16 protein-coding genes are annotated in these 14,541 nt (G+C 33.2%); 7 read left to right on the forward strand and 9 right to left on the reverse strand.

Annotated features, from left to right (window positions below; genetic code table 11):
- Positions 1–4: 4 nt before the first annotated feature.
- A complete protein-coding gene (locus tag GMC_RS0101110) occupies positions 5–355 on the reverse strand; it encodes a translation initiation factor (RefSeq protein ID WP_010520397.1) in 351 nt (116 codons plus the stop codon).
- 202 nt (positions 356–557) lie between these two features.
- The gene (locus GMC_RS0101115) at positions 558–1,505 is read right to left on the reverse strand and encodes an isopenicillin N synthase family dioxygenase (protein ID WP_010520398.1); all 948 of its coding nucleotides are present in this window, start codon (positions 1,503–1,505) and stop codon (positions 558–560) included.
- Positions 1,506–2,152: 647 nt separating this feature from the next.
- Between GMC_RS0101115 and GMC_RS0101120 the strand changes: the two genes are divergently transcribed.
- From GMC_RS0101120 to GMC_RS0101150, 7 genes are all read left to right on the forward strand, one after another.
- On the forward strand, positions 2,153–2,851 hold the full coding sequence (locus GMC_RS0101120) for a YiaD family glycine zipper/OmpA-like lipoprotein (RefSeq protein WP_010520399.1): 699 nt from the start codon (positions 2,153–2,155) through the stop codon (positions 2,849–2,851).
- 211 nt (positions 2,852–3,062) lie between these two features.
- Positions 3,063–3,350 (forward strand): hypothetical protein, encoded by a 288-nt coding sequence (locus GMC_RS0101125; RefSeq protein WP_010520400.1) that lies wholly within the window; start codon positions 3,063–3,065, stop codon positions 3,348–3,350.
- Positions 3,350–5,254, forward strand: coding sequence for a DNA mismatch repair endonuclease MutL (gene mutL / locus GMC_RS0101130; protein WP_010520401.1), 1,905 nt, complete (start codon positions 3,350–3,352; stop codon positions 5,252–5,254). The genes GMC_RS0101125 and mutL overlap by 1 nt, the downstream gene beginning before the upstream one ends.
- A 1-nt stretch (position 5,255) precedes the next feature.
- Positions 5,256–5,957: a rhomboid family intramembrane serine protease gene (locus tag GMC_RS0101135; protein WP_010520402.1), complete on the forward strand. Its 702-nt coding sequence runs from the start codon at positions 5,256–5,258 to the stop codon at positions 5,955–5,957.
- Positions 5,957–6,877, forward strand: coding sequence for a rhomboid family intramembrane serine protease (locus GMC_RS0101140; protein ID WP_010520403.1), 921 nt, complete (start codon positions 5,957–5,959; stop codon positions 6,875–6,877). Before GMC_RS0101135 ends, GMC_RS0101140 begins: the two co-directional genes overlap by 1 nt.
- An 8-nt stretch (positions 6,878–6,885) precedes the next feature.
- The gene (locus GMC_RS0101145) at positions 6,886–7,908 is read left to right on the forward strand and encodes an endonuclease/exonuclease/phosphatase family protein (protein WP_010520404.1); all 1,023 of its coding nucleotides are present in this window, start codon (positions 6,886–6,888) and stop codon (positions 7,906–7,908) included.
- A 2-nt stretch (positions 7,909–7,910) separates the two neighbouring features.
- Complete coding sequence (locus tag GMC_RS0101150; RefSeq protein WP_029489534.1) at positions 7,911–8,231, forward strand: DUF6122 family protein; 321 nt, start codon at positions 7,911–7,913, stop codon at positions 8,229–8,231.
- Positions 8,232–8,277: 46 nt separating this feature from the next.
- Here GMC_RS0101150 and GMC_RS0101155 read toward each other — a convergent pair whose 3' ends face one another.
- The 7 genes from GMC_RS0101155 to GMC_RS0101185 all read right to left on the reverse strand — a co-directional run bounded on the left by GMC_RS0101155 (position 8,278) and on the right by GMC_RS0101185 (position 14,437).
- On the reverse strand, positions 8,278–8,907 hold the full coding sequence (locus GMC_RS0101155) for a WbqC family protein (RefSeq protein ID WP_010520406.1): 630 nt from the start codon (positions 8,905–8,907) through the stop codon (positions 8,278–8,280).
- A 22-nt stretch (positions 8,908–8,929) separates the two neighbouring features.
- Complete coding sequence (lepB, locus tag GMC_RS0101160; RefSeq protein WP_010520407.1) at positions 8,930–10,603, reverse strand: signal peptidase I; 1,674 nt, start codon at positions 10,601–10,603, stop codon at positions 8,930–8,932.
- A gap of 78 nt (positions 10,604–10,681) precedes the next feature.
- Positions 10,682–11,383, reverse strand: a complete 702-nt coding sequence (dapB, locus tag GMC_RS0101165; protein WP_010520408.1) for a 4-hydroxy-tetrahydrodipicolinate reductase — start codon at positions 11,381–11,383, stop codon at positions 10,682–10,684.
- A gap of 106 nt (positions 11,384–11,489) precedes the next feature.
- Entirely contained in the window at positions 11,490–12,050 is a 561-nt protein-coding gene (locus GMC_RS0101170) for a DUF5683 domain-containing protein (RefSeq protein ID WP_010520409.1), read from the reverse strand.
- 73 nt (positions 12,051–12,123) lie between these two features.
- Positions 12,124–12,639, reverse strand: coding sequence for a DUF5683 domain-containing protein (locus tag GMC_RS0101175; RefSeq protein WP_238527892.1), 516 nt, complete (start codon positions 12,637–12,639; stop codon positions 12,124–12,126).
- A 115-nt stretch (positions 12,640–12,754) separates the two neighbouring features.
- Positions 12,755–13,657 carry a ParB/RepB/Spo0J family partition protein gene (locus GMC_RS0101180; protein ID WP_010520411.1) on the reverse strand — a complete coding sequence of 301 codons (903 nt, stop codon included), beginning with the start codon at positions 13,655–13,657 and terminating at the stop codon, positions 12,755–12,757.
- 15 nt (positions 13,658–13,672) lie between these two features.
- Positions 13,673–14,437 carry a ParA family protein gene (locus GMC_RS0101185; RefSeq protein ID WP_010520412.1) on the reverse strand — a complete coding sequence of 255 codons (765 nt, stop codon included), beginning with the start codon at positions 14,435–14,437 and terminating at the stop codon, positions 13,673–13,675.
- Between the last annotated feature and the right edge of the window lie 104 nt (positions 14,438–14,541).

Below are 14,541 nucleotides of genomic sequence, written 5' to 3' on the forward strand. Positions count from 1 at the left end.
AACATTAGCCTCCAACACGCTTGACGTTATAGTTTTCCTTTTTTAGAATTTCCATAATTTTATCGCGATAGTTTCCTTGAATTATAATTTCCCCCTCCTTAACAGCGCCACCTACACCACATTTTTTTTTCAGTATTTTTGCAAGTGCTTTCAAATCATCATCACTTCCGACAAAACCTTTTACAACAGTTACTGTTTTGCCTCCACGTCCTTTGTTGCTAAAATGCGCCTCCAGATGTTGCTCATTTGGTGCTAACTCTTTATATGTTTCATCGGTTTGAAAGTCAAAATCATCATTAGTTGAAAACACAAAACCTCCTAAATCTTCCAATCCTAATTTTTTCTTTTTTGCCATATTTTTTTAGTTGTGGGTTTTGGGTTTTGGGTTGTCGGTTGTTAGTTGTTAGTTGTTAGTTGTTTTTTGAATAAAACAAAGTTAAGAGTATGATTAAATTTTATTTGAAAATTATTTTATTTTTTGAGTAAAAAAATAAAATAATTTATTTTACCATCAACCATCAACCATCAACCATCAACCATCAACCATCAACCATCAACTAATTTATCAATCCAATTGCAACCAGGCGTTCGTATAAAAAATCACCGGCTAAAATGTCTTCATAAGCTTTGGGCTGTTGCTCAGTAATGCATTGTTCCAAACAGTTTAAAGGCATGTCTAAACGAGGGTGCATAAAAAACGGAATAGAATAACGTGGCTCATGCCAACTTTCTTTTGGAGGATTAATCACCCTATGTATCGTTGATCTGAGTTTGTTATTTGTTAACCGTTCCAACATATCTCCAACATTTATTACCAATTCATTTTCGTGCGGAGCAGCATCAATCCACTTTTTTTGTTTATTTAATACCTGTAAACCGCCAGTGGAGGCACCCATTAGTAAGGTTATCAAATTAATATCGCCATGCGCACCGGCCCTAACGGCATCTTCAGGAGCTTCCGTTATCGGCGGGTAATGAATAGGACGTAAAATACTATTTCCATTGGTGCTCCATTGGTCAAAATAATTTTCAGGAAGCTTCAAGTATAATGCAATTGCTTTTAATAAGTACTGCCCTGTTTTTTCAAGCATTTTAAAAGCCTCCATACCTACTTTATTAAAATTAGGGAGTTCAGTTACCTGAATGTTTTTATGGTAATCTTTGGTATATTCAAGTCCAACTTGGGGTTCTTGCCCAAAATGCCAAAATTCTTTTAAATCTCCTTTTTTTTGTCCTACGGCTTGTTCTTTGCCAAAGGAAGTGTAACCGCGTTGTCCGTGTAATTCAGAAATTTCGTAGTTCTCTTTAATACTTTTTGGCAAGTCAAAAAAGGCCTTAATCTCCTTATGAAGTTCGGTGGTTAATGCCTCAGATAAAAAATGATTTTTAAGTGAAATAAAACCAATTTCTTCAAAGGCGTTGCCTAAATCAACAACAAATTGATGCTTTGTTGCTGTATCATCAGATAAAAATAATGACAAATCTAAGCTTGGGATTGTATTCATGCTACCTATAAATTATATGATAGCTAAATTACTATTATTTCTTTTTCAAGATGAATGTCTGCTTGAGTTTTTTTGTGAACACCCTTACAAATTTTTATAGAACAAAAGACGTTGTCTTATCCATTTATAACTGCCTTTTTTTGGCAATTTAAAGAGCCAATTTTTTTGATTTAAAAAAGATAAGCATGTGTTAGCTAAATTTTATAATTGAGTTTTTAAAAAATACTATGGTTTTTGAACCAGTTGCAAAATAATACTTACTAATCCTCAAGTTTGTTAGTTTTAAACATCTGTATCGCCAATTATTTTTTTATTAATATGAATATTTTATTGGTCTTAGGTTTAGTTAAAACTACGCGTCTTTAATGCATTTCGCTTTTAGCTTTTAAAAATATTACAAGAGCTATTGGTAATTAGTAATTAGCTGTTGGTTTTAAAATACTGCTAATAGCTAATTGAAAAAAACTGATGTTTAAAAAGTAATGACTTTTAGTCATAACCGAAGCTATGGAACTTTTAGTCTATAGCGGTTCATTTTGAAGATTATTAATTGAGTTCACAACTATACAGAAAGAGTAAATGCATTTTAACAAGAAAATTTAATTTTACATAGAGATAATGCGAAATGAATTTTTAAAATGAATAGGATGAAAAAGAATTTAAATAATATAGTAATTGCACTTTTAGCTGTTAGTTTAGTAACTAGCTGTAAAACCGTACAGAATGCTAATAATACACAAAAAGGTGCAGGAATTGGAGCAGTGGGTGGAGCAGTAATTGGCGGTATTTTAGGAAATAACGTTGGAAAAGGAGGTAATTCAGAACTTGGCGCAGTTTTAGGAGGGGTTGTTGGTGGTGTTGCCGGAGGCATTATTGGTAGAAAAATGGATAAACAAGCTGAACGTATTGAAGAGGAGCTGCCAGGAGCTGAAGTAGAGCGTGTAGGTGAAAGCATTAATGTTGTTTTTGATGAAGAAAGTGGAATCTATTTTGATACAGGAAAGTCAGCTATTAATTCAAAATCGGAGGAAACGTTAAAAAGATTGCAAAAAATATTGGGGGATTATCCCGACACAAACATCTCAATTACTGGTCATACCGATAGCAGTGGAGCTGAAGCTTACAATTTGCAATTATCGAAAAATAGAGCGGAATCAGTAGCAAATTATTTAAAAACGCATGGCTTGGATCCAATGCGTTTTTCAGTACAATGGTTTGGTGAAACTATGCCGAAATACGATAACAGTACCCCTGAAGGGAGAAGCAAAAACCGTAGAGTAGAATTAGGAATTGTTGCAAATGAAAAAATGAAGAAAGAAGCTTTGGAAGAAGCCGAACAAAAGTAATTCATTTTTAATAAGTGTGTAATTTTTAAACCGAATCATGTGATAAATGCCTTAATTTTTAAGGCATTTATTATTTGTATCCAATCGGTTTTAAGTAACTTTGAAATTGTTAAAATACAATACGATCTGGCTCGGTTTTTGAACAATTTTATCTTAAAATTGTAATTATATGCTGTGTTAAAATGGCTATAATTCTTGAAAAATTATACTTATGGGACTGTTAACAAGGCGGAAAAATAAAAAATTTAGTTATACTCCACGCTATTACAAAAGTGAAAAAGAGGGGAGTCCCTTTGAATTGAGTCATAAATTTGATAGTTACCGATCTACCATTGAAACGCCAAAAAGTTTAAAAGGAAAGTTTTCATCGGCTTGGGATGAATATCGTAGTAATCCAAGAAGTAGTGCTAATAAAAGAGTGCTGTACATTTGTATTATTTTACTCTTACTTTTTTTATTTATTATAGATTTTGATCTATCTATTTTTTTTAAGCGCTAATGTCAGATATTATTCAACTTTTGCCTGATCACGTAGCGAATCAAATTGCTGCGGGTGAGGTTGTCCAACGGCCAGCATCAGTAGTTAAGGAATTGCTGGAAAATTCTATTGATGCAGGAGCAACTCATGTTAGTTTAATTATAAAAGAAGCAGGAAAAACACTAATTCAGGTGGTGGATAACGGCAAAGGAATGAGTGTTACGGATGCGCGTTTGTCGTTTGAACGACATGCAACATCAAAAATTAAAACTGCGGATGACTTATTTGCACTTGCTACCAAAGGTTTTAGAGGGGAAGCTTTAGCGTCAATAGCGGCTATTGCACATGTGGAACAAAAAACAAAACAAGAAAATCAGGATTTAGGCACTCATATTAAAATAGAAGGCAGTGAAGTAATTTTTCAGGAACCATGCGCCACACCTAAAGGAACAGCTATTTGGGTTAAAAATTTATTTTATAATGTTCCTGCACGGAGAAATTTTTTAAAATCGAATGGCGTTGAATTACGCCATATTATTGACGAATTTCATCGTGTAGCTATGGTGCATTGCAATGTGCATTTTGAATTTTATTCTAACGGAAGTGAAGTATTGAATTTACCAGTTTCTAATAAAAGGCAACGGCTAGTACATATTTTTGGTGGTAAAACAAACGAAAAATTAGTCCCTGTTACTGAAGAAACTGAATTAGTAAACGTAACAGGTTTTGTGGGTAAGCCAGGCCATGCTAAAAAAACTAGGGGCGAGCAATTCTTTTTTGTTAATGATCGTTTTGTAAAAAGCCCTTATTTGCATCATGCTGTTACTTCAGCTTTTGAAGGGTTGCTTAAGGATAAAAGTTATCCTAGTTATTATTTGTATTTAGCAGTAGATCCTAAATCAATAGATATCAATATTCACCCTACAAAAACGGAGGTAAAATTTGATAATGAGCAGGCACTATACGCCATTATCCGAGCAACAGTTAAGCATAGCTTGGGCCAATTTAATATTGCTCCAGTTTTGGATTTTCAACGCGATGCGAGTATGGATTTACCATATGAGCAGGCTAAAAGACCAATCAGTACCCCAAAAATTGAAGTAGATAGGGACTTTAATCCTTTTGCGACTGAATTTAAAAAAGAAACTCCCAATTTGATCGATTACAGTAATAAAAAGATTAAAAACAACACTACTACTTTTGTTTCCAATTTTAAAGCAAAAAAAACAGATGATTGGCAGGCACTTTACTCAGGCTTAAATACAAAAGTTACAGATGCACCCAGTGAAGAAACTTCTAAATTAGAATTTGAAAGTGCTGTTAATACGGTGCAATTATTTGATAAAGCTTCTGCAGAAGCGGAAAAAACACAAACCGTGTATCAGTTGCAACGTAAGTACTTGGTAACAACAATTAAAAGTGGCTTGGTAGTGGTACATCAAAACAGGGCACACCAGCGCGTGTTGTACGAGGAATTTAGAAAACAAATTAGTTTGTCAAATGCAGTGAGTCAACAGCTCTTATTTCCGTTGGAATTGACATTTTCAGTAACTGAAATTGCTCTTTTAAAGTCATTAGAAAAACATTTGGAACACGCTGGTTTTAATTTTAATGGTTTTACTGATGAAGGAGTTTCAATACAAGGGATACCAACGGTGATTACCGAAAGTGAGGTGTCTATCATTTTAGAGCAATTGATTGCTGATATGGAGCAAGAAGTACCAGATACAGGATTTTCGCAAATAGATGTTATGGCAAAATCATTGGCAAAAAGTGCAGCAGTAAAAACAGGAGTTGTTTTGGAAAACGAAGCGCAGAAACATATGGTAAATCAATTATTTGCTTGCGAAGAACCCAATCGAGCTCCCAATGGAAAAACAACATTTATTACATTAGGTGTTGATGAATTAGATAAAAAGTTTTAGAATGGATAGAATTACAGATACGGTAAAAACATTATTGATCATAAATGTGGTGTTTTTTATAGGGAGTACATTTTTAGGAGAAGAAATTAAATATTTCTTTTACGAATATTTTGTAATGTATTTTCCAAAGCATCCATATTTTAAATATTGGCAAATTGTAACGCATATGTTTATGCATGGAAGTCCGTCACATATATTTTTCAATATGTTCAATTTATTTATGTTTGGTTCTATATTAGAAAATCATTTAGGGAAGCAGCATTTTTTATTTTTATATTTTTCTGCAGGCTTAGGGGCTTTAGGGTTGCATCTTTTAATTGATTATATTAATTTTTTGCCGACTTTTGAGAGTTATATTCAAAACGGTATATCTGAGCAAGAGGCAATAAAAAAAATGATCATTAATGAACAGTTTCCAGGAGGTATGTTAGGAGCATCAGGTGCTATTGCAGGCTTATTTGCTGGATTTGCAGTATTATTTCCCAACCTTCCATTACAAATATTGTTTATACCCTTTCCGATAAAGGCTAAGTATTTAATTGGAGGGTATTTTTTATTAGATTTATTTTTTGCTATAACAGGAAAATCGATGTTTTCTGGAGTTAATATTGCTCACTGGGCACACATAGGTGGAGCAATAGTTGGTTTTATAATTATATGGTATTGGAAAAAGAATTCGTTTAATGATAAACGTTGGAATTAATGAATTTTAAAGAATTATATTCAAAGTATTTTTTACAGGCCTCGGTTTTGTACAAAGTGATTATTATTAATGTGTTGGTGTTTGTTTTTTTTCCTGTACTAAACACTATAGGATTTCTTTTTGATACAAATTTGGAATTTGTAAAAAATTGGTTTGCTTTTCCACACGATATTTTTAGTTATATCTACAAGCCTTGGACATTAATTACCTACGGATTTTTGCATAGTGGATTCAGACATATTTTATTTAATATGTTGTATTTGTATTTTTTTGGACAAGTGTTTTTAAATATTCATAACGGGCGTCGATTTTTAAATGTTTATTTTCTTGGAATTGTTGTAGGTGGTCTAGTTTACATGTTGTCATATAATTTATTTCCTGCTTTTTCAACGGTACACTCTTCAGTATTAGTTGGTGCATCAGCAGCAGTAAATGCAGTTATGGTAGCGGCAACAGTTCAAAGCCCCAATTATTCCTTTAAACTTATGTTTTTACCCTTTACCTTCAAACTATGGTGGATTACAGTGGCTTTACTGTTTTTTGATGTTATCAATATTCCTAACGGAAATGCTGGAGGGCATTTAGCTCATTTGGGTGGCGCTTTAATTGGTTATTTGTATATGACGCAACTTCAAAAAGGGAATGACATTGGAAAGCCAGTTGAAGCTTTTATGGATTGGGTAGTCAGTTTGTTTAAACCAAAGGAAAAAACAAGATTAAAAACAGTATACAAAGCAAAAAAAGAGGGTAGATCAGCTACATCAACTAAAGCAAAAGCTACAACAACGTATCAATCCACTCATAGTAAAACACCTACGCAACAACAAATTGATGCTATTTTGGATAAAATAAGTAAAAGTGGTTATGAAAGTCTTTCAAAAAAAGAGAAAGACGTTTTATTCAAAGCTGGAAAAAACTAGTTAAATACATGAAGCGTATTCCTTTTTTGTTGAACTCTATTGTAGTTGTATTATCATTAGGGGTTTTATTAATTTCATACATACCGCCAACCAAGCTACACTTTGTAAATTATTGTTCGCTTTTAATGCCTGCTTTATTAGTTGTAAATTTTGGGTTTGTGCTTTATTGGTTACTTCAATTGAATAAAAAAGTATTATTGTCGGCGCTTTTTTTGGTAGTCAGTGCAAAAAGTGTACAGCGATTGTATGGTTTTAACTTTGGTGCAAGCCGATCCAATCAGGAGAAAGGGGAAGATACAATAAAACTAATGACATACAATTCCAGACACTTTTCTTCTGCGGATGAACATTTTGTATTTATTGATGAATTTATGGAAGTGTATAAAGACAGTTTTCCTGATATACTTATAGTTCAGGAGACTTATACAAGTAAAATACGAGAATTAAAAAAAGTATACCCGTACACAACAAAAAAAATAAAGAAGTCAAATGTGCTTTCTAATTATATTTTATCCAAATACCCGATTACAAATCAAGGGTTGATTCAATGGAAGGATACGCAAATGGGGAGGGATGCGGCATTTGCAGATATTAAAATAAAAAACGATACCATTCGATTTTATAGTATTCATTTGTCCTCGTATAAGTTTTCGAAAAAGGCAGAAGAATTGCAAAAGAGGGGAGGGAAAAGCATATTAAAGCGATTCAGCCAAGTGTTCAAATATCAAGAAAAGCAAGTTGAAATTATAAAAACGCACATTGCCGAAAGTCCTTTTCCTGTGGTTATTGGAGGAGATTTTAATAATAACGCATTTTCTTATGTGTATAAAAGATTATTTAATTCTAGTAATTTTCAAGATACATTTGTAGCAGCAGGAAGTGGTTTTGGAGCTACTTATGATTTTAGTTATTTCCCAACGCGGATTGATTTTATTTTTGTTCCCGAATCGGCAGTGGTACATGCTCATAAAATTGTAAAACGAAAAGGATGGTCCGATCATTTTCCGGTAATTAGTGAAATAAGCTTCTAAAAATGATGGAGATTTTAAGGGCTTTTGTGCATTATGGATTTCATTTTTTGTTCCCAGGTATTGTTGCTTACTTTTTTTATAGAAAGAACTGGAAAGCGGTATGGGGTATTTTAGTGCTTACAATAGCAGTAGATCTGGATCATTTATTTGCCGAACAAATTTTTGAAGCCAATAGGTGCAGTATCAATTTTCATCCGCTTCATACATATTATGCCATAGGATTCTACGCTATATTTTTTTTTATTCCTAAAACTCGTGTAGTAGCATTAGGTTTGTTAATGCATATGGCTACAGATTTTCAAGATTGTTTATGGATGCAGTAAACTACAAATAGTATTGAGGCAAGTAATAATATATAACCAAAGTATATTATATCGATTGATTTTCTAAGTATGTCAGTGCATTAGGGCCTTCGTTAAAAAGTAAATCCAAAATAGAAAGATTGGGTATAAATCCGTGTTTGCTTTCAAATACTTGAATGTACTTTTTAAAAGTAGTGCCTACAGCTTTTTCTTTAGGATTTACAAGTGATCTGTAGTCAATAGTTTTTTCTGATGGAGTAAGTTCAAAAGAAGTGGTTTTAGATATTTCAGGAGTTAATTGAAGGGAATCAAAAATAAATTCAGAACATTTGTAATTAAAATCAAGCAGGTATTTTGGTTTTTCTTCAAAAAGTGGAGCTATATCATCTTCGTAAAATTCAAAGTAAGGAGAAGTCCTGTATGCGGATTCTAATGATTTCCAGTGAATTTTTAAAGTATTAAACTGGTGTTCAATTTCAATTTCCTTATACAAGCGCTTTTTCCCTTTGATGCCTGAATGCAAAATGGGCAAATTTAAAAGTAATGTCCCATTGGCACCGTATATGTAAGTTCTGTTTCTTAAAGTTTGCTTCTGGTAATTATCGCAGTCTTCATAGATTACTTTTTTAGCTTTTGCAATTGCTACATACTGAGCAATTGAACCAAAATAACTAGGATGTGTAAGTATATTACTCATTAAAATAGTACTATTTTATTGACTAAGCTGCTTTTTCTTTTCTCTTTTTCAAGAAGAAACTAATCCCTATATACCCTAAAATTAAGGCGAAAACTAAATAGCGGTAGGATACTAACTTGCCATCGCCACCAACGGTAGTCATAATACGATCCCATCGGATTTTATTGAAAATTCCCTTGGCATTTTTATCCCAACTCATAAAAAGAAATACGGGCTTACCAACAATATGGTTTTCTGGGACAAAGCCCCAGTAGCGACTATCTTCACTATTGTGTCGGTTATCTCCCATCATCCAATAATAATCCTGTTTAAAAGTATACGAACTACTAGGAGAATTATTGATCAGCACTTGATTGCCATTTAGGCTCACTCTATTGTCAATACCCATTTCAGATCCCTCGTACACCTCAATGATTCGTTTATATAAAGCGACATTATCTGGAGTAAGGTTAATTTTTTTACCAGCTTCAGGAATATAAATAGGTCCCATTTGGTCTTTGTTCCAGTCAACTTTTCCAGTGTTTGGAAATATTTTAGTCTCCTTTTCTCCTTTTAAAGATATTACACGTTCTACAGATGCTATTTTTGAAGTACCAGCATATTTTTTAGCTTCTGCTTCCGTAAACGCTGAAACTATGTACTCGCTACCAATATTTCTGTATTTGTTAAAACCATTGGCGCTAGCTTGCTCGTAAGTGATTCCAGTAGGAGGAATTTTATTGCCATTAGGCAAAACTAATCCCCTTGGATTAATTATAGCATCAGTAACATCATAATTTTGATACAATGATTTTAGGTTAACAATTTCGTTTGTTTTTTTAGTAGTAACCGTATACGAATACTGTGGTTTGGCTCTCTCAGGTAAATCAAGTGGTTTTCCATCAATAAACACCTTTCCGTCTACAATGGTTAAATTATCACCTGGGGTACCTACGCAACGCTTTACATAATTACTTTTTTTATCAATGGGCTTAACTACCTTAATACCATTTTTGGTAAAAAATTGAGTTACGGTATCTACAGGCCAACTAAAAACCACAATATCACTACGCTTTATTTTAGTAAATCCAGGAAACCTGAAATAAGGGATTTGAGGTTTTTTAAGGTATGAACGTACTTTTAATTTTGGAATAGTGTCATGTACCATCGGAAAGGATACGGCAGTCATTGGTGCTCTGGCGCCATAATGAAATTTGCTCACAAATAAAAAATCACCAACTAGTAGTGTTTTTTCTAAGGATGATGTTGGAATATTGTAAGGCTGCATTACATAGGTATGCACAATGGTAGCTGCAACTACAGCGAACAGGATTGAGCTCACCCATTCTCCAGCGGCAGTTGTGGGAACTAGGCTTCTGTTTTTAATGTACGTAACGTCCGTAAAATAATTAACGTAATAAATATAGAATCCTAAAGTAGCAACAACTAAAAATGTGTCAGTAGGAGTATTTTTACCAAAACTACGGATAGTTTCAACCCAAAAAATAGGCAGCATAATTACGTTAATAACTGGTACAAATAGTAAAATAACCCATGACCAGTGCCTATTAATTATTTTAGTGAGTATAAATGCGTTGTATACAGGGATAGCAGCTTCCCAAGCTTTAAAGCCTGCCTTTATATATAGTTTCCAAGTTCCTAAAAAATGTATGACTTGTATGATTAAAAAAACTATAAACCACTGAATTAGTGTCATATTACTATATTTTATTAACTGTATTTGTATTAAATACGATTTGTTTTGTTATTCAAATTTGAGGACATTTTATTTTTATTACAGTCCCAGAACATCATTCATTCCAAATATCCCTTTTTTGTTTACTAGCCATTCAGAAGCGACTACAGCACCTAAAGCAAAACCTTGCCTGTTGTAAGCGGTGTGTTTGATTTCAATTTCATCAACTTCAGAATGGTAAGTTATGCTGTGTGTGCCAGGAACATCACCAACACGTTTGGCAGTTATAGTCACATTTTTCTTATCACCCTCATAAAGTTTCCATCCCTCAAAATCTGTGTTTTCTATAATGCCTTCGGCTAACGTAATAGCCGTACCACTTGGAGCATCTAATTTCTTTGTATGGTGAATTTCTTCTGTGGTAACCCCATAATTTCCAAGCATGGGTTGCATTAATTGGGCTACTTTTTTATTTAATTCAAAAAATAAATTAACACCTAAACTAAAATTGGATGCATATATAAAACTTCCTTTTTTTTCAGTACACAGTTGTGTCATTTCATCGTACTTATCAAGCCAGCCAGTAGTGCCAGAAACTACAGGCACGCCAGCATTAAAACAGTTGGTTAAATTACCTACCGCAGCTGTAGGAATACTAAAATCAATAGCTACATCAGCAATAGAAACATCATAAGTAGGGGTATTTTCATCAACTTTTAGTACAATTTCGTGACCTCTTTCTAAAGCAATTTTTTCAATTGCTTTCCCCATGCGTCCGTATCCAAGTAATGCTATTTTCATTTTATTTAATTTCTGCTTGAAGCTAAATTATTTTGTTATTGTTTAAATTAATTTTAATCAAAAATAAATTCGTAGGCGAATATACAATTTCTTTATAAGTATGGACTTAAAAATTATATACTAAACTAACTTCATAATTCGGTTTGGTTGTTACCGAATTAAATTTAACTTTTGGGGCTAAGCTTAATTGATTATTTATGTTATGTTGTTGTAAGTGAGCGGATACATTAGCATCAATTATGTTTAAAACGTAGGCTATAGCTGTTGCTAAAATGGCTGTTTCCTTTTGTTTTTTAAAATGATTCTGTTTTCTTATAAGCTGAGCGTTTGTATAGTTTTTAAAATTTATATTTGGATTGCCTATAAGTCTATTTTTGTATTCATTTCTGAGCGCTGTATATTTTTTTGAATTCCATAATGTAATTCCTATACCTGAGCCTAAAAGGGTGTAAATTATAGGTATTTTCCAGTATTTTTTTATGTAGGCATGGCCTAAACCAGGTAAAATAGCAGCATAAAAAGAAGCTTTTGATGGAGTTAATGGGGAATAAGGTGTTAGTTGTTGCTTCTTAAAAGTGACGTATTTTTTAGGTTGCTGTGAGATTTCTTGAGAAAAGATGGGAGAAAATGACAACAATAAAAATAGTAATAAGTAGCTTTTTATCATAATTTATATATTTCATTAATTGGAAATAGTTGTTAATTATGACTTTAGTTTATCGTTAATGTTGCATTTGTTATTAAAAATTATAGCGTAGTGACATTCCGTAATTTGGTTGAGTAGTTGGTGTATCTAATTCAACTTTTGGAACAAAACTTAAGTTTTTATTAAGGTTATATTGTTGCAAGTGAGCGGTAACATTTGCATCAACAATATTCAATACATAAATGCCAACAGATATTAAAATTGATAATTCTTGTTGTTTTCTAAACTGTCTTTGGGCTTGAATAAGGCCACTTTCGCTCAGAATTTCGCGATTATTTTCCTGATCAAAAAATCGGTCTGTAGTAATTCCCCTGAGTCTATCTTTAAAAATATCTCTAATCTCATCATGCCTGTTTTTATTCCAAATGGCAATACCAACACCAGTACCTAAGGCACCGTACACGATAGGGATTTTCCAGTATTTTCCAGTAAATGCTTGACCTAATCCAGGGAGTACTGCGGAGTAAAATGCAGCTTTTGAGGGCGCTAAAGGATCGTAAGGTCTAATGTTTTTTTTACGCCTCAGTTCTCTGCGCTCAATTCGTGCCATTTTTTTTAAATTCTTTTTTACAGCAACGGAATCAACTGAAACAATTTTAAGACTATCTTTTTCCTGTGAAAATAAATGGATTGATAGAAATAAAAATAATAATATTAGCCCTTGTTTAGCCACGCTTTAGTAACTTCAAAATACGATTAAAATCTTCTTTTGACGAGAATGGGATAGATATTTTTCCCTTACCATTACTACTGGCTTTGATGTCAATTTTTGCACCAAAAAAATCAGTAAACTCGTCTTGGGCTTCAGTAACAAATGAAGGATTCTTTTTAGGAGTCGCTTTTTTATTAGTTGTTGTTGCTCCATTAGTAAGACTACGAACAAGTTCTTCTGTTGCACGTACTGACAAAGAATCACTGATTACTTTTTCGTAGGCGTTAATTTGGGTGTCATGATCTTCGATATTGATTAGCGCACGTCCATGTCCCATACTCAAAAACCCATCGCGAATCCCAGTTTGGATTATTGGATCCAATTTTAATAAACGTAGGTAATTGGTTATTGTGGATCGTTTTTTACCTACGCGTTCGCTCATTTGTTCTTGCGTTAAATTGATTTCATCAATTAAACGTTGGTAGGATAAAGCTACTTCAATAGGATCTAAATCCTGACGTTGAATATTTTCAACCAACGCCATGGCTAATGAATCTTTATCATCAGCAATACGGATATAGGCTGGTATGGTGGTTAAACCTAATTTTTTACTGGCACGGTAACGGCGTTCACCACTCACTAATTGGTAGGAGTTAAAGCCAAGCTTACGAACAGTAATGGGTTGTATGAGGCCTAATTCTTTAATTGAGCTAGCGAGTTCATTTAAAGCCTCTTCATTAAAACTGGTTCGTGGTTGAAAAGGGTTGACTTCTATGGCATCCAAATCCAACTCAACAATACTACCAACCACTTGATCTGCATTCTTATCACTTGCAGATTTAATATCATTTTCAGGGTCTTTTAGTAATGCTGATAATCCACGTCCTAGCGCTTGCTTTTTTGTTGCTTTCGCCATAAATAGCTATTTATTCTATTTGTTTTTTTCAATAATTTCATTAGCTAAACTTAAATAGTTAGCTGCTCCTTTGCTCGATGCATCGTAATTAATAATGCTTTCACCATAACTAGGTGCTTCACTTAATCGTACATTTCTTTGAATGATGGTTTTAAAAACCATTTCATTAAAGTGTTTTTGTACCTCTTCAACAACTTGATTTGATAATCGTAAACGGGCATCATACATGGTGAGTAATAAGCCCTCAATATCTAAGTTTTTATTATGAATTTTTTGGACACTTTTAATCGTATTCAATAATTTTCCCAAACCTTCCAAAGCAAAATATTCACATTGTATGGGTATAGCAACAGAATTGGCAGCGGTTAAAGCATTTAGTGTGAGTAGCCCGAGTGATGGTGCACAATCAATTAAAATATAATCGTACTGATCAATTATTGGGGCAACAGCTTTTTTTAGCATGTATTCGCGCTGGTCTTTGTCTACCAATTCAATTTCAATAGCTACCAAATCAATATGTGCAGGGACTAATTGAACGTTAGGCGCATTGGTGTCAATTATAGTGTCACTGATGTTAGATGTATGTTCAAGTAATTGGTAGGTGCCGTTTTCAACAGTTTCAACATCAATACCTAATCCAGAAGTAGCATTAGCTTGCGGATCGGCATCAATTAAAAGTACTTTTTTTTCAAGTACCCCAAGCGATGCAGCTAAATTTACTGAAGTAGTAGTTTTACCTACGCCTCCTTTTTGATTAGCAATAGCTATAATCTTTCCCATGCATTTTGGTTTGGTTTGCAGTGTAAAAATACAATTTTAAAACAGTATAAAAAATCAACTTATCAACAGATTTTTTTGCTGAGAAAAGTATTATTTTCAAAAAA

The sequence above is a fragment of the Aquimarina agarivorans genome, from assembly GCF_000218485.1.
GTDB lineage: Bacteria > Bacteroidota > Bacteroidia > Flavobacteriales > Flavobacteriaceae > Aquimarina > Aquimarina agarivorans.